Below are 15,877 nucleotides of genomic sequence, written 5' to 3'. Positions count from 1 at the left end.
GGCGTACGTGTACCAGGAACGGGCCTCCCGGCTGACCGGCGCGGTCGTCTGGACGAGCACCCCGTCCGGCCGCCCCGGCACCGGACGCGTCCTGCCCGACGGCTGCATGGACCTGCTCTGGCACGACGGCCGGCTGCTGGTCGCGGGCCCCGACACCCGGGCGCACCGCCCCGGGGACGGCCGGGCCGGCCCCTGGACCGGCGTCCGTCTCGCCCCCGGCACCGCGCCCGCGCTTCTCGGTGTCCCCGCGCACGAACTGCGCGACCGCCGGGTGGCCCTGACCGACCTGTGGCCGTCCGCCGAGGTGCGTCCGCTGGCCGCGCGGATGTCCGCCGCCGCCGATCCCGGCGCCGCCCTCGAAGCCCTGGCGCTGGAACGCGCCGCGCTCACCGCACCGCCCGACCCCGCGCTGCGGCAGGTCGTCGCCGCCCTCGCCGCGGGCCGCCCGGTCGCCGCGACCGCCGACCGGCTCGGCCTGGGCGCCCGCCAGCTGCACCGCCGCTCCCTGGCCGCCTTCGGCTACGGCCCGAAGACCCTCGCCCGGGTGCTGCGGCTCCAGCGGGCGCTGGCCCTGGCCCGCGCGGGCGGCCCCTACGCCGAGACCGCCGCCCGCGCGGGCTACGCCGACCAGGCGCATCTGTCCCGGGACGTGAAGGACCTGACCGGGCTGCCGCTCGGGGAGCTACTCGGCGGCGCCCGGTAGCGCGGCGAACAGGTCCACGCCGTTGCCGTCCGGGTCGTGCACCACCGCGTACCGCTGCCCCCAGAAGGCGTCCCAGGGCTTCAGCTCACCGTGGTACCCGGCCCCGGTCAGCTCCCCGTAGACCAGGTCCACCTCGGCCGGGTCGTCACAGCGCAGCGCGAGCGAGTGCCGGGACCCCGCGGGCGGTACGAACCCGGGGTGGAAGGCGCGCACGCTCTCCTCGGTGTCCAGCAGCAGCCGCAGCCCGCCGGGCAACTCGGCCTCCGCGTGCGGGTGCGCGTCCGCGCCGTCCGGGAAGACGAACCCGAGCCGGCGGTAGAAGGCGACAGAGGCGGCCATGTCGGAGACGACCAGGCCGAACGCATCGAATCGTGGAGTCATGGGGCCACCGTAGGCAGGGAGGAGGTGGGGGTCTTGAAGGAATCGGACGGGGGTGGGGGAGAGGGGGCAGGAAGACGAGGACAGGGCGGAAGGGGCGCCGGGGGGTGGTAACCAGGGAAGGGGATGCCTGGGGTGGGGACGCCTGAGGATGGGGCTCGGGAGCGGGGGCGGGGACGGCGGGCCGGGAATCGGGGCCCCGGAAGCCAGGGAGCCGGGCGGTGGGTCGCGGGATGCCGGGCGGCAAACGTTGGGCGGCGGGGCGCCGGGGCGCCGGGAGACTGGTGGCGGGGCGGGGGCGCGGGCGGCGAGGGCCGGATGTTGGGTGGCGGGTGGTGGGTCGCGGGGCCTGGAGATCGGCGGCGGGGTCTCCGGGCGCCGGGGGACCGACGGAGGGTGGCGGGGCGCCGGTGGACCGGCGGTGGGTCGCGGGAACCTGGAGACCGACGGCGGATCACGGGGCGCCAGGGGACCGGCGACGGGGCACAGGACGCCGGGACGCGGGCGGCGGGTCGTGGGCCCCGGGAGACCGACGGCGGATCACGGGCGCGGCGGGTCGCAGGACGTCAGGAGACGGGCGCCAGGTCACAGGGCGCCAGGACGGGGACTCCAGGAGGCGGGGCGCCGGGAGATGGATGACTGCCAGGGCATGGGACTCCACACGGACCCCGTACCGGACGTCACAGCGCCCGGAAACCCCGTTGCCCGCGGCCTCCCGCCCCCCTACCGTCGCCCCATGCCCGACGCCTGCTTCGCTGATCCCCGGCTCGCCCCGCTCTACGACCCGCTCGACCCGGACCGGTCCGACCTGGACGCCTATCTGGGGATGGCCGAGGAGTTCGGGGCCCGCCGGGTCCTGGACATCGGCTGCGGTACCGGCGTGTTCGCGCTGCTGCTGGCCGGGCGGGGTCTGGAGGTGGTGGGCGTCGATCCGGCGGCGGCCTCGCTGGACGTGGCGCGGGGCAAGCCGGGCGCCGGGCGGGTGCGCTGGATCCACGGCGACGCGGGCGCGCTGCCCCCGCTCGCCGCCGACCTGGCCACCATGACCGGCAATGTCGCCCAGGCCATCGCCGACCCGCAGGACTGGCGGCGGACCCTGCGCGGCGCGTACCGGGCGCTGCGGCCGGGCGGGCGCCTGGTGTTCGAGACCCGCGACCCGGCCCGCCGGGCCTGGGAGAAGTGGAACCGCGAGGAGACGTACACCGTGACCGACGTCCCCGGGGCCGGTCCGGTCACCCACTGGATCGACCTGATCGAGGCGGACGGCCCGCTGGTGACGTTCCGTTCGTCCTACGACCTTCCCGGCGGCGAGACCCTGCGCTCCCACTCGACCCTGCGGTTCCGCGAGCGCGCGGAGGTGGCGGCGGACCTGGCGGAGCACGGATACCGGGTGGCGGACGTGCGGGACGCGCCCGACCGGCCCGGCCGTGAGTTCGTGTTCGTGGCGCTGCGGCCCGCGACGGACTGACACGCCGGCCGGCCGAAGACCACCGTCCCCGGGGGGGGGATCGACCGGACGAAAGCGTGCCGGCTCCCCCTCGGTGGCCGGGCCCGGGGGAGCGGACCGGGGGACCAGTACGTGGCTGAAAACCGACGGTCACCGGACCGCCCCCTCAGGGGCGAATTCAGGCCTTGCGGCCCACCGCGCCGTACGCGTCCACGGCCACGTCCGACGTGTCGCCCTCCGGCCGCCAGCGGTTCACCTGGGTGACCCCCGGCTCCACCAGCTCCAGGCCGTCGAAGAACCCGGCGATCTCCGCCACGCCGCGCACGTAGTACGGCACCGCGCCGCTGGCGTTGTACGCGTCCGACGCGGCGATCATGCCCTCGCTGGTCGCGGTGGAGTCGCTGATCACCAGGTGGCTGCCCGCGGGCAGACCGGCCATCAGCCGCTGCACCAGGGCGCGCGCCTTGTCGTACTCGGCGACATGGCCGAGCGTGTTGAGGATGATCAGGGCGATCGGCTGCGAGAAGTCCAGCGTGCCCGCGGCGGCCTTGAGGACCGTGTCCGGGTCGTACAGATCGGCGTCCAGGTAGGCGGTCTTGCCCTCGGGAGTGCTGGTCAGCAGCGCGTTGGCGTGGGTCAGCACGATCGGGTCGTTGTCGACGTACACGATCCGGGCGTCCGGCGCGGCCCGCTGGGCGACCTCATGGGTGTTGTCGGCGGTCGGCAGCCCGGTGCCGACGTCCAGGAACTGCCGGATGCCCTGCTCCACGGCCAGGTACCGCACGGCACGGCCCAGGAAGTGCCGGCTGGTGACCGCGACATCGACCAGCCCGGGGAAGATCTCCTTGATGTGGTCCCCGATCTCGCGGTCGACCTCGTAGTTGTCCTTGCCCCCGACGAAGTAGTTCCAGAAACGGGCGGAGTGCGGCTTGGTGGTGTCGATCCGAGCGCGAATCTCCGCCGAGGCGACGATCTGGGGGTTGGACTCCGACACGGCAGTGCCTCCTGCGGAAGAGAAATGATCAGGTCAGCAACAACGTAGGCGAACTTCCGACCGGAGCTGCGGCTTTGTGACGGCTCGCCGCATGCGCACGGTGAAGTTTTGGCCATCTTCTGGGGGTGGCGAGTACACGATGCCACGACGTCGCGGACGAAGGACAGCCTGGAGCCCTTCCGGCAAGATCATCGAGCGCCCATCGTCACCTGAACAGCCCCCGCGCACCCGTCCCGCACCGGAATAGATCAGCCCGGTGTGATGCTCTGGAAGTCACGCGCGAGCCGTGATGAAGGGCTGGTGGGCGGATGACAAGGGCAGACCGGGCGGACCGGACGGACCCCGTGGTGCGGACGCCGTACGGGGCGGTACGAGGACGCTACGAGAACGAGGTCGCGGTGTTCCGGGGGGTTCCGTACGCGGCGCCCCCCTTCGGCCCGAACCGCTTCCGCCCGCCCGTGCCGCCCGCGCCCTGGGACGGGGTCCGGGCCGCCGTCGACTTCGGCCCGACGCCGCCGAAACCGCCGTACTCCGAAGCCTTCGCGCAGTACCTCTCCGACCCGGTCGTCCCCGGCGACGACTGTCTGAACCTCAATATCTGGACGCCCGAGCCCGGCCCCGGCGCCCGGCTGCCGGTCATGGTGTGGGTGCACGGCGGCGCGCTGACCCGGGGGTCGTCGGCGGTGCCGGTCTACGACGGCGGGCCGTTCGCGCGGGACGGGGTGGTCCTCGTCTCGATCAACTACCGGCTCGGCGTCGAGGGCTACGGCCTGTTCCCCGACACCCCCGCGAACGCCGGTCTGCGCGACCAGATCGCCGCGCTGACCTGGGTGCACGAGTCGATCGAGGAGTTCGGCGGGGACCCCGGGCGGATCACGGTGTTCGGCCAGTCGGCGGGCGCCATCAGCGTCGGCGCGCTGATCGCCGCCCCGCAGACCCAGGGCCTGGTGCGACGGGCGGTGCTCCAGAGCGGGGCGCCGGAGGCGGTCGAGCGGGACAAGGTACGGCGGATGGTGCGCCGGATGGCCACCCGGCTGCGAGTGCCGGCCACCGCCGCGGCCTTCGCCGAGGTCGACCGTGAGCTGCTGCTGCGCACCCAGGGCGAGGTGGGCCGGCTCAGCAGCCCGGTGCTGGGCGGCCCGGCCTTCGGCATCGTGGTGGACGGCGAGGTCGTCCCGCGCGACCCCCTGACGGCCCTGGCGGAGGGCATCGCGGCCCCGGGCGTGGACCTGCTGATGGGCTGGACCCGGGACGAGTACCGTCTGTGGCTGGTCCCCGGCGGCCTCCTGGAACGCGTCGACCGCCTCGGGCCCGTCGCCCTCGCCGGAGCCATGGCCCGCTGCCACTGCGGCCACGAGGTGCCGCGCGGCTACCGCGCCCTGAGCCCCGAGGCCGGCACCGCCGAGATCGTCGGCCAGATGGTCACCGACCACCTGCTGCGCCGCCCGATGCACCACTTGGCCGACGCCCGCCCCACCTCGTCCTACCTCTACGAGTTCGCCTGGCCGTCCCTTCTCCCCGACCTCGGCGCCTGCCACGCCCTGGAACTCGGCTTCGTCTTCGACACCGGCGAGACCCCCGACGCCGTCAAGCTCGCGGGCACCGGCGCTCCCCAGGCCCTGGCCGACGCGATGCACCGCTCCTGGATCCGGTTCGCCACCGACGGCACCCCGGGCTGGCCGCACTGGGACCCCACCCATCCGGTCCACCTCTTCGGCGCCGCCCCACCCCACACCGTCAAGGCCCCCCGAGACGCCCACCTCTCCCTCTGGACCACCCCACCCCCACCCCAGTCCCCACCCCCACCCGACCCCACCCCCCTCCCGGCCCGCATGACAGAACTCCGCTCAGTGGTCCGCCGCCTACGCCTCCCGGGAAGCGTGAGACGAACGGACGTAGGCGGCGGCGGAGCGTGAGCCTGACGTAGGCGGGCTACAGGGCGCGGGAGCCGTGAGGGGGGCTGGACGCGGGAGCCGTGAGGGGGCGGCTGGGCAACCGACCTTCTTGGGGGCGCGGGGAACTGCGCGACCAGCCACCCACAACCCGCACCCGGCACAAACCGCCCCCCCACCCCCTACCCCTCCCGCAAAACCCCCGCAACGGAAGCGATCACATCCGGCCCCACCCGACAGCACCCCCCCACCAGCCGAGCCCCACCCTCCCGCCACCCCCGCACCATCCCGGCGGAAAAAGTGGACCGCCCCACCCACCCCCCGCCACCCCACGTCTCCCCACTGTTCGGATACACAACGACCGGCTTCCCCGTGACCCGGGCGGCCAGCCCCACCGCCGGCCCCACATCCGCAGGCGCACAGCAGTTCACCCCCACCGCCACCACCTCATCCACCCCCGCCACCAGCCCGAACGCCTCCTCCAACGGCTGCCCCGCCCGCGTCCGCGGCCCCTCCACCGTGTACGACAGCCACACCGGCACCCCCACCCCCCGCACGGCCCGCAGCAGCGCCACCGCCTCGTCGGTGTCCGGAACCGTCTCCAGCGCGAGCACATCCGCCCCGGCCCCCGCCAGCACCTCCACCCGGGCCCGATGGAACCGCTCCAGCTCCGCCACGCCCACCCCGTACCGCCCCCGGTACTCGGACCCGTCCGCCAGCATCGCCCCGTACGGCCCCACCGACCCCGCCACCCACAGGCGCCGCGCCACCCCCGCCCGCCGCGCCGCCTCCCGCGCCAGCTCCACACTGTGCCCGATCAGCTCCGCCGCGCGCTCCCGCCCGATGCCCCGCCGGGCGAACCCCTCGAAGGTCGCCTGGTAGCTGGCCGTGATGGCGACATCGGCCCCGGCCGCGAAGTAGGCGAGATGCGCCGCGACGATCGCCTCCGGCTCCGCCTCCAGCAACCGCGCCGACCACAGCGCGTCCCCCAGGTCGTGCCCGGCGGCTTCCAGCTGGTTGGACATCCCCCCGTCGAGCACCAGCGTCCCGGCGGCGAGCGCGGCGGCGAACGAGGAGGGGCGTGCACTGCTCATACCTCGACGCTAGTCGACCCCGGACCGCGCCGACCAAGGAAACCGGGCCCGCTCCCAGATCTCCTCAAACCGGCCCAAACGCGAAGTCCCGCACGCAAGCTGTGAACGGCCGTGCGAGCGTGCGTGTCGGGGCCGTCCGGTGATCACCCGATGGTCGCGCAAAGTTCATGCGTCACCACGATTCTCCTCACGCGGAGCAGCAGCACCGCGAACAGCAGCCGTCGCAGCAGACAGCGGCGGTAACAGGAGGCACATCATGGGGCACAGCCACGGACCCGGGCATCACCACCACCACGATCATGACCACGAGCACGAGCAGACGGCGTTGCCCGCCGCGTTCGACGCCTCCGTGCCGGACGGCGAACTGAGCCCCGCCCAGCGCTCCCGCCGCACGCTGCTGCGCCGCGCCGGACTCCTCGGCGCCGGTCTCGCCGCCGGCAGCGTGCTCGCGCCGCAGGCCGCCGCGGCCTCCACGGCCCAGTCGGCGTCGTCCTCCTCCGGCAGCCGCAAGAACGGCTTCCTGTGGCTGGCCGGTGACCACCACATCCACACCCAGTACAGCAACGACGGCAAGTACACCGTCGGCGACCAGGTCCGCCAGGGCGCCAAGCACGGCATGGACTGGCTGGTCATCACCGACCACGGCAGCGCCACGCACGCCAAGATCGGTGTGGAGAAGGTCAACCCGGACATCAAGGAAGCCCGTTCCGCGTACAAGGACACCCTGGTCTTCCAGGGCCTGGAGTGGAACATCCCGTCCGCCGAGCACGGCACGGTGTTCGTGCACCCCGGCAAGAACGAGGTGTCCGTCCTCAAGCAGTTCGAGAACGACTACGACGGCAGCGTCAAGGGCGCCACCGGCAACTCGCCCGCCAACGAGGCCCTCGCCGTCGCCGGTCTGGCCTTCCTCCACGACCAGGTCAAGAAGCGCAAGGTGCAGGACGCGCTGATGCTCGCCAACCACCCGGCGCGCCGGGGCGTGGACTCCCCGCACGAGATCCGCGCCTGGCGCGACGCGTCCCCCGTGAGCCAGCAGATCGCCGTCGGCTTCGAGGGCGCCCCCGGTCACCAGGCCGCCGGACTGCCCGCCCCGCTCGGCCCCGGCCGGGCCCGTGGCATCTACGACAACAACCCCAGCGCGGACTCCTTCGCCGGCTACCCGCTGGAGAGCTACCGCACCTGGGGCGGCTTCGACTGGATGACCGCCACCGTCGGCGGCCTGTGGGACAGCCTGATCGCCGAGGGCAAGCCCTGGTGGATCACCGCCAACTCCGACTCCCACCAGATCTACGCGGACACCGCGGCCCGCGGCGGCGGCGACTTCAACACCAACGGCCGCTGGGACGACCCGGTCTACGGCGGCGTCGACCTGGCGCAGGGCGACTACTGGCCCGGCTACTACAGCCGGACCCACGTCGGCTCCGAGGACTTCTCGTACGCGTCCGTCATGGACGGCATCCGCGCCGGCCGTATCTGGGTCGACCACGGCCAGCTGCTCTCCGGCCTGGACGTGCGGCTGAGCGGCGGCAGCCGCTGGGCCACCCTCGGCGGCGCCCTCCAGGTCAAGAAGGGCACCCGCGTCACCCTCTCCGTCGAGGTCGCGCTGGCCGGCGGCCACAACTGGGCCGGGTTCACCCCGAAGCTGGCCCGCGTGGACGTCATCCAGGGCGATGTCACCGGCGCCGTCAAGGACCGGGACACCTTCACCGCCCCGTCCGCCAAGGTGGTCGGCTCGTACGAGGTGAACAAGTCCACCGGCACCGCGAAGCTGACCTACGACCTGGGCAAGGTCGACCGCCCGGTCTACGTCCGGCTGCGCGGCACCGACGGCAACCGCAACGGCGTGGGCGTGGGCGGCGCCGCCGTCGACCCGAACGGCCCGGTGCTGGACGTGGTCGGCGACGCCGACCCGTGGAAGGACCTGTGGTTCTACACCAACCCGGTGTGGGTCCTGCCCTCGTGACCCCCTTCGTCTTCGGGTCCGCCCTCACGGTCGACGCGGGGACGAAGGACCTGCGGGCGGCCGATCACCTGCTCCAGGCGCTCGCGGCCGATCTCGCCCTCCCCGAGGGCGGGTTCGGCTGCACCCACCTGGTGCGGGACGACCGGCCGCGCGTCGTCCTGTCCTTCACCCTGGAATCGCCCGAGGCGCGCGGCGCCGCCCGGGACCGGCTCACCGCCCTGGGCCACGAGGTCACCGACGGCGCCCCCGACGACTGCGGCAGGGCCGTCCGTTACCCGGGCGTCGCCGCGCTCACCGGCACCCTGCCGGTCGGGGAGATCCTCGCGGCCTCCGCGATCGACGCGGTGACCGTCCTGGGCACCCCGGGCGACCCCGCCCCCGACCTGCCGCTCCACACCCGCGACCACGTCCGCCCGCAGTGGCGCCAGGGCCGTCTGGTGCTCGCCGCCCAGCCCGCCGCGGGCGGCGTCCTGGTGCCGTTCGAGCACCCGGACCCGACTCCCTGCTGCGTCGACCACTGACCGCGGTCCGCCCACACCTCGGCCGTCCCGGGAGCACCCGGGGCGGCCGTGCGGGCGGGAGCGGCGTTCAGCCGGTCAGCCGGTCGCGGTGAACACGAACGCGAACTCGGCCGGGTCCGCCCGCAGCAGATACGGCGGCAGCGGGCCCGGCCCGCAGGACTGCGAGCCGATGCCGCTCTGCCCGTGGTCCAGGTTGACCCACACCGTCTCCCCGGGCGTCAGGTCGCTCAGATGCCCGGCCGCGTCCAGTTGCTCGGTGGTCCAGCGGCGGGCGGTCAGCCAGAACTCCGGGTCGCCCTCGACCCGCAGCCCGCCGAGTTCCGCCCAGCGCACGCCGGGCCGGGCCCCGTTCTCCTGCGGCCGGACGTACGGCGTCTGGAGGGCGTCGACCGTGGCCCGCCAGCGGCCCGTGCGGCAGGCCGCCCGGGTGTCCGGGTAGCCCTCGCCGGGCCCGTCGCCGTACCAGCTCACCCGGTCCGCCGCCGCCAGCCCGAAGCGCACCCCGAGCCGGGGCAGCGGCACCGGCCACGCGCCCTGCGGGGTCACCGTGACCGCCAGCCGCAGCCGGGTGCCGTCGCCGGTCCACCGGTACACCGTGGACAGGCCCGCCTCCCGGCCCGCCGGCGCCACCCGGGTCCGTACCGTCAGCGCGTCCGCGCCCACCTCCACGCCGTCCAGCCGGTGCCGCATCCGGTGCAGGCCCAGCGTGCGCCAGAGCGGCCCGAGGCGGGGGTCGGGCTGCCAGGGGGCGCCCTCGTCGTTGTCGGTGGGCGCCCGCCAGACGTCCAGCCGCAGCCCGGTCACCGGCACCTCCCCGAGCGACAGCGGCGCCCCCGTGCGGGCGTCGAAGACCCCCGGGCCGAGGACGATCGAGCCCTCGCGCTCCTCCGGGCGGGCGCCCGCCGGCACCGGCGGCACCCGGCGGGCGACGGCGGGCAACTGCGCCCACGCCACCTCGTGGCCCCGCTCCGCCCATGCCGTGTCCCCGGCCAGCACCGCCCGGAGCGTCCACAGCGCCTCGCCGCCGGGCCCGTCCGGCGGCTGCGGCAGCTTCAGTTCGGCCGACTCGCCCGCCGCCAGCGGCGGCACCGACAGCGTGCCCGCCGCCACCGTCGCGCCCTCCACCTGGTACGCCCACTCGAACGCCAGCGCCGACAGATCGGCGAAGTCCTGCCGGTTCGTCACCCGTACGGTGCCGCCCCGGCCGTCGCCCTCGATCCGGACCGGCTCGATCACCTTCTTGAACTCCACCAGCCCCGGGGACGGGGTACGGTCCGGGAACAGCAGTCCGTCGCACACGAAGTTCCCGTCGTGCAGCTCCTCCCCGAAGTCACCGCCGTACGCGAACCCGTACCGCGCGTCCTTCACCCCGTGGTCGATCCACTCCCAGACGAACCCGCCCTGGAGCCGGTCGTACGACTCGAACAGCCGCTGGTACTCGGAGAGTCCGCCCGGCCCGTTGCCCATCGCGTGCGCGTACTCGCACAGCACGAACGGCAGCCGGCGGCGGCGCTGGGTGCCGCCGTCCAGACCGCGCCCGATCAGCTCGGTCTCCGTGTGCGGGAGATACATCCGCGAGTACATGTCGGTGTCGCGGCAGTCGTGGTCGCCCTCGTAGTGCAGCAGCCGCGAGGAGTCGCGCGCCCGGATCCAGCGGGCCATCGCGGTCAGCCCGCGCCCGGTGCCCGCCTCGTTGCCCAGCGACCAGACGATCACCGACGGATGGTTCTTGTCCCGCTCGACCATCCGCGCGGCCCGGTCGAGCAGCGCGGGCGTCCAGCGGTCGTCGTCGGCCGGGTTGTCCCGCCAGTCCTGCCCGGTGAAACCGTGGGTCTCCAGATCGCATTCGTCGATCACCCACAGCCCGTACTCGTCGCACAGGTCCAGGAAGGCCGGGTGCGGCGGATAGTGCGAGGCGCGCACGGCGTTGACGTTGTGCCGTTTCATCAGCAGCACGTCCTCGCGCATCGTGGCCAGGTCCAGCGCGCGGCCCCGCTCGGGGTGCCACTCGTGCCGGTTGACGCCCCTGAAGAGGACCGGCCGCCCGTTGACCTTGATCAGGCCGTCGCGCAGGGCGACGGTCCGGAAGCCGACGCGCAGCGCCACCCGCTCGCCCGCGGTGGCCAGTACGGCGTCGTACAGCCGCGGGGTCTCCGCCGTCCAGGGCGCCACCGGCACCGTCGCCGTCTCGCCGGCCGCCAGGTCCAGGCCCAGCTCCGGGACGGTGACCCGGCCGGGCACCTCGGAGTCGACGCGCAGTGTGCCCGTCCCGGCGGTGTGGTCGTAGGAGGCGTGCACGAAGAAGTCACGCGCCGCGCCCGGCGGGCGGTGCAGCAGCGTCACGTCCCGGAAGACGCCGGGCAGCCACCACTGGTCCTGGTCCTCCAGATACGAGCCCGCCGACCACTGGTGGACCCGTACGGCGAGGACGTTGCCGCCCGGCCTCAGCAGCGCCCCGACCGCGAACTCGTGCGGCAGCCGGGACCCCTTGAACTCGCCGAGCGCGGTGCCGTTCAGCCACACCCGGGCGCAGGACTCCACGCCGTCGAAGCGCAGCACCGCGTCGCCGTCGCCCGGCCAGCCGCCGGGCAGGTCGAAGACGCGCAGATGGTCCCCGGTGGGGTTCTCGGTCGGTACGCGCGGCGGGTCGACCGGGAACGGATAGACCTGGTTGGTGTAGATCGGGGCGCCGAACGCCCCGTCGCCCTGGAGCACCCAGTGGCCGGGCACGGTGATCGCGGCCCAGTGCCCGGCGTCGTACCCGGGCCGGGCGAAGGAGTCGTCCTCGGCGCCCGCGGTGGGGGAGAGCCGGAAGCGCCAGGTGCCGTTCAGCGACAGCGTCATGGCGTCGGTGGACAGGGGGCGGGCCCGGGGCGGCAGGGTGCCGCTGCCGGGCGAGACATCCTCGACGTAGGCGGGGGCGGTGGTCGGACGGAAGGACATCGCTCTCCTCGGTCGGCCTGGGTGACGGTCCCGGCGACGGCGGAGAAGCCATCGCCAAGAGGGTGCCCGCAGGGCTGTCCCCTGGGGCATCCCAGGAAGCCCGCGCCGATGGCGGGACGCGCGCCCGTGCGGCCCGCGACGGTCACCGCAACGGCGTACCCACGGGGACGGGAGCGGCGGCGGACCGCTCCTCACCGGCCCCGGTCACGGCAGGGCGGGCAGAAAGCCCCGTACGAACGCGTTGGTGAACCTGCCCTCCGGGTCCAGCTCCCGCACCAGCGCCCGGAAGTCGTCGAACCGCGGGTAGCGCTCGCGCACCACCGCGCCCGGCATCTCGAACACCTTCCCCCAGTGCGGCCGGGGCGCGAAACCGTCCAGCGCCGCCTCGACCCGCCGCACCACCGGCAGGACGGCGGCGGTGTCCGCCACCCAGGTGAAGTGCACCGCCACGGTGTCCCGGCCGTGGCTCGGGCTCAGCCACTGCCCGTCGGCGGCGACCGTGCGCACCTCACAGGTCTGGATCACCGGCCCGAGCTCGGCCCGCAGCGCGTCGAGCGCGGCCAGCGCGTCAGCGGTGTGCTCCCGGGGCATCAGATACTCGGACTGGAGTTCGTCACCGCTGCTCGGCGTGAACTCGGCCCGGAAGTGCGGCAGCCGCTCGTGCCAGGGCCCCGCCACCCCGAGCTGCTCGGTGCAGTTGCCCGCGGGCATCCCCGGCACCGGATTCAGCGCCTCGGTCGCGGGCGTGCCCCAGGGCAGCTCCGGCAGCGGCTGATCGGTACGCCGCTTGACCCACACCTGCCGGAAGCCCGGCGCCTTCCAGTCGGTGAACAGACTCACGCTGTACGCGGCCGTCAGCACCGCCTCGAAGTCGGTTCCGGTCAGCGGCAGTTCGGTGCGGAGCCACTGTTCGACCTCGAACGCGGGCTCCAGGTCCAGGGTGAGCGCGGTGACCACGCCGAGCGCGCCGAGCGCGGTGACCACGCCGCCGAAGCGGGCGTCACCCCGGCCGATCGTCACCGTCGTACCGTCGCCCGTGAGCAGCTCCACCTCCCGTACGGCGTCCGACAGCGGCCCATTGCCTACCCCCGAGCCATGGGTGCCGGTCGCCACCGAACCGGCCACCGAGATGTGCGGCAGCGAGGCCAGGTTGGGCAGGGCGAGGCCACGGGCGTGCACCGCACGGGCGAGTTCGGCGTACCGCACACCCCCGGAGACCCGGACCGTACGGGCGTCCGTGTCGACGTCGAGCACCGGCGGCAGCGCGTCGAGCGACAGCAGGACACCGCCGGGGCCCGGCTCGGCGAGCGTGTTGAAGGAGTGCCCGCTGCCCAGCACCCGCACCCGCCCGGCGGAGGCGACCAGGGCCCGGAGAGCGTCGAGGGTGGACGGCCGGTGCACCTGCCCGGCGGTGTAGGTGATGTTCCCGGCCCAGTTGGTGACGGCCCCTGCCGTCCCCGCCGCCCCCGCTGGCCCCGTCGTTCCCGTCGTTCCCGTGGTCCCGTTCGTCCCGGTCATCTGGTGATCCCTCCCCGGCGGACATGTCGTGATCATCACATCACCCTGGCCGGGCGGGCGGGTCGGCGGATCGCCGGGCCGCGCATCTGGCCGGGGGAGGGCCGGGCCGGGTCGGGCGATTGCCGGGCCGCGCTTCGCCTCGGCCGGATGGACGGGGTCAGCGGACCGTCGGACCGCCGACCACCAGGTCCACCAGCAGGCGCAGCCTGCGGTGCTGTACCTCGGGGCCGCCGTCCGACCGGGCGATGCCGGCCGTCGAGGCGAGCAGGACGGCGGCGGTCTCCAGCGGCTCGGGCGTCCCGGCCAGGAGCTGGGCGAGGAGGTGGACCAGCTCGTCGTCGGCCGGGGCCACGCCCATCGCGCCCGCCTGGGCCACCAGCTCGGGCGGGAAGGACGCCCCGTCGGTCCCGGCCGCGTCCAGCTTGACCAGCAGCACCCCGTGCACCCGGTCGGCCGGCGTGCCGTCGGCGTCCCGGGCGCGCTCGGCCGCCCGGACGATCCGGCCGGTCGCACACTCGGCGACGGCCGCGAAGACATCGTGCTTGTTGCGGAAGTACTGGTAGAGGGCGGGGCGGGACACACCGGCGGCCCGGGCGATCAGATCCATCGAGGTGTGGGCGAAACCATGGCGGGCGAAGACCGCGACCGCCGCCCCCGCGATGTCGTCCCGTTTGGTCATACTGACGACTCTGACGAAAACTGTCAGAAGCGTCAACGCTCCGGCGGACCCGGCCGCACGCCCGCCGGAGCCGGGGGCATACCGTGAAGAGTCGAACACCGCCGCAGGGAGGAGACAAGGATGGGCAGCCGCACCGCGCTCGTCGAGGATCTGATGGAGCGCTTCCCGCATGTGCCACGGGAGGCGGTCTTCAAGGAGGATCTCCTGCGTGGCGGTCTCGCCTTCGATCCGTCGGCGCTCAGCGACAACGAGGGGGGCGAGGTCAAGCCGAAGTCGTACTTCATCTTCTCCTTCGACCACGGCACCCTGCCCGAGCTGGGCGAAGCCGCGCTGCGCCGCCCGCCCGAGGAGATCATCCTCACCGGCGGCCCCTACGATCTGCGTCGCACGGTCGTCTCGGTCCGGGTGAACCCGGCCTCCCCCTACCGCGTCGCCGCCGACGACGCCGGCGTCCTCGGCCTCTACCTCGACGGCAAGCGCATCGCCGACGTGGGCGTGCCGCCGATGCCCGAGTACTACAAGCACACCCTCTCCAACGGAAAGTCCGTGATGGAGGTGGCCCCCACCATCCAGTGGGGCTACCTCATCTACCTCACGGTGTTCCGGGTCTGCCAGTACTTCGGCGCCAAGGAGGAGTGCCAGTACTGCGACATCAACCACAACTGGCGTCAGCACAAGGCGGCCGGGCGGCCGTACACCGGCGTCAAGGACGTGGAGGAGGTGCTGGAGGCGCTGGAGATCATCGACCGGTACGACACCGCGAAGGCGTCCACCGCCTACACCCTCACCGGCGGCGCCATCACCAAGACCGTCTCCGGCCGTGACGAGGCCGACTTCTACGGCCACTACGCCAAGGCCATCGAGGAGCGCTTCCCGGGCCGCTGGATCGGCAAGGTGGTCGCCCAGGCGCTGCCGCGCGCCGACGTCCAGCGCTTCAAGGACTACGGCGTGCAGATCTACCACCCCAACTACGAGGTGTGGGACGAGTATCTGTTCAAGATGTTCTGCCCCGGCAAGGAGCGGTACGTCGGCCGCGATGTGTGGCACAAGCGGATCCTGGAGTCGGCGGAGGTCTTCGGGGCCCGCAATGTCATCCCGAACTTCGTCGCGGGTGTCGAGATGGCCGAGCCGTTCGGCTTCAAGACGGTCGACGAGGCCATCGCCTCGACCACCGAGGGCCTGCGCTTCTTCATGTCCCGGGGCATCACGCCCCGCTTCACCACCTGGTGCCCCGAGCCGACCACCCCGCTGGGCAAGGCCAACCCGCAGGGCGCCCCGCTGGAGTATCACATCCGGCTGCTGGAGGCGTACCGCGCCACCATGGACGAGTTCGGCCTCGCCTCGCCCCCCGGCTACGGCAAGCCCGGCCCCGGCCGCGCGGTCTTCTCCGTCAGCTCCTTCATGGACAGCCTTCCGGCCGAGGAGCCGGTGGAGGTGTGAGACGCGGGGCGTGGGCCGGTAGGTGACGCCGGCCGCGGCGCTGGTCATCGGTAGGCCGCGGCCGGAGGCGTATCCACGGGAGCGACGCGCGCCGGCCGAGGGCGACGCCCCGAGCGCCGGGTGCGACCCGGACAGTGGCTCCCTCGCGGGTGTGGGACACGGGAGGTACAGGAGACACGGGAGACACGGGAGACACGGGAGACACGTGGAGACCTGCGGGGCACCGGAGGCGGCTAATTGGATGCCTGGCTTGTCAGTTGTGGTGGAAACGTGAAAGGGTCGGCAGCGCCCGCGAGGTTCCCTAT

At 73.8% G+C, this 15,877-nt stretch carries 12 protein-coding genes; 6 read left to right on the top strand and 6 right to left on the bottom strand.

The genetic code is table 11. The features are described 5' to 3' along the window. Positions 1-7 precede the first annotated feature (7 nt). A complete protein-coding gene (locus tag ACFXAZ_RS15155; RefSeq protein ID WP_384589977.1) occupies positions 8-703 on the top strand; it encodes a helix-turn-helix domain-containing protein in 696 nt (231 codons plus the stop codon). Here ACFXAZ_RS15155 and ACFXAZ_RS15150 read toward each other — a convergent pair. Further along, the gene (locus ACFXAZ_RS15150) at positions 683-1,084 is read right to left on the bottom strand and encodes a VOC family protein (protein ID WP_384589974.1); all 402 of its coding nucleotides are present in this window, start codon (positions 1,082-1,084) and stop codon (positions 683-685) included. The genes ACFXAZ_RS15155 and ACFXAZ_RS15150 overlap by 21 nt on opposite strands. Before the next feature lie 733 nt (positions 1,085-1,817). Between ACFXAZ_RS15150 and ACFXAZ_RS15145 the strand changes: the two genes are divergently transcribed. Next, positions 1,818-2,549 (top strand): class I SAM-dependent methyltransferase, encoded by a 732-nt coding sequence (locus ACFXAZ_RS15145; protein ID WP_384589971.1) that lies wholly within the window; start codon positions 1,818-1,820, stop codon positions 2,547-2,549. A gap of 157 nt (positions 2,550-2,706) precedes the next feature. Here ACFXAZ_RS15145 and ACFXAZ_RS15140 read toward each other — a convergent pair whose 3' ends face one another. Continuing rightward, positions 2,707-3,522 carry an SAM-dependent methyltransferase gene (locus ACFXAZ_RS15140; protein WP_384589968.1) on the bottom strand — a complete coding sequence of 272 codons (816 nt, stop codon included), beginning with the start codon at positions 3,520-3,522 and terminating at the stop codon, positions 2,707-2,709. A 308-nt stretch (positions 3,523-3,830) separates the two neighbouring features. Here ACFXAZ_RS15140 and ACFXAZ_RS15135 point away from each other — a divergent pair, with 308 nt between their 5' ends. Continuing rightward, complete coding sequence (locus ACFXAZ_RS15135; RefSeq protein WP_384589965.1) at positions 3,831-5,438, top strand: carboxylesterase/lipase family protein; 1,608 nt, start codon at positions 3,831-3,833, stop codon at positions 5,436-5,438. Between the two features lie 158 nt (positions 5,439-5,596). Here the strand turns inward: ACFXAZ_RS15135 and mmuM are convergent, their stop codons facing one another. Continuing rightward, complete coding sequence (gene mmuM / locus ACFXAZ_RS15130; protein ID WP_384589962.1) at positions 5,597-6,508, bottom strand: homocysteine S-methyltransferase; 912 nt, start codon at positions 6,506-6,508, stop codon at positions 5,597-5,599. Between the two features lie 256 nt (positions 6,509-6,764). On the opposite strand from mmuM, the gene ACFXAZ_RS15125 reads away from it, so the two are divergent. Both ACFXAZ_RS15125 and ACFXAZ_RS15120 read left to right on the top strand, forming a co-directional pair. After that, positions 6,765-8,471: a PHP domain-containing protein gene (locus ACFXAZ_RS15125; protein WP_384589959.1), complete on the top strand. Its 1,707-nt coding sequence runs from the start codon at positions 6,765-6,767 to the stop codon at positions 8,469-8,471. Beyond that, complete coding sequence (locus ACFXAZ_RS15120) at positions 8,468-8,992, top strand: hypothetical protein (protein WP_384589956.1); 525 nt, start codon at positions 8,468-8,470, stop codon at positions 8,990-8,992. The genes ACFXAZ_RS15125 and ACFXAZ_RS15120 overlap by 4 nt, the downstream gene beginning before the upstream one ends. Positions 8,993-9,067: 75 nt before the next feature. Here ACFXAZ_RS15120 and ACFXAZ_RS15115 read toward each other — a convergent pair whose 3' ends face one another. The 3 genes from ACFXAZ_RS15115 to ACFXAZ_RS15105 all read right to left on the bottom strand — a co-directional run bounded on the left by ACFXAZ_RS15115 (position 9,068) and on the right by ACFXAZ_RS15105 (position 14,132). After that, a complete protein-coding gene (locus ACFXAZ_RS15115; protein WP_384589953.1) occupies positions 9,068-11,935 on the bottom strand; it encodes a glycoside hydrolase family 2 TIM barrel-domain containing protein in 2,868 nt (955 codons plus the stop codon). Positions 11,936-12,139: 204 nt separating this feature from the next. Further along, entirely contained in the window at positions 12,140-13,453 is a 1,314-nt protein-coding gene (locus ACFXAZ_RS15110; protein ID WP_384589950.1) for an FAD-binding protein, read from the bottom strand. 157 nt (positions 13,454-13,610) lie between these two features. Beyond that, positions 13,611-14,132, bottom strand: coding sequence for a TetR/AcrR family transcriptional regulator (locus ACFXAZ_RS15105; RefSeq protein WP_384589947.1), 522 nt, complete (start codon positions 14,130-14,132; stop codon positions 13,611-13,613). A gap of 120 nt (positions 14,133-14,252) precedes the next feature. Here ACFXAZ_RS15105 and ACFXAZ_RS15100 point away from each other — a divergent pair, with 120 nt between their 5' ends. Continuing rightward, positions 14,253-15,572 carry a radical SAM protein gene (locus tag ACFXAZ_RS15100; RefSeq protein ID WP_384589944.1) on the top strand — a complete coding sequence of 440 codons (1,320 nt, stop codon included), beginning with the start codon at positions 14,253-14,255 and terminating at the stop codon, positions 15,570-15,572. The last annotated feature ends 305 nt before the right edge of the window (positions 15,573-15,877 follow it).

The sequence above is a fragment of the Streptomyces sp. NPDC059477 genome, assembly GCF_042749375.1.
Lineage (GTDB): Bacteria > Actinomycetota > Actinomycetes > Streptomycetales > Streptomycetaceae > Streptomyces.
This window is presented reverse-complemented; position numbering and strand designations above follow the sequence as displayed.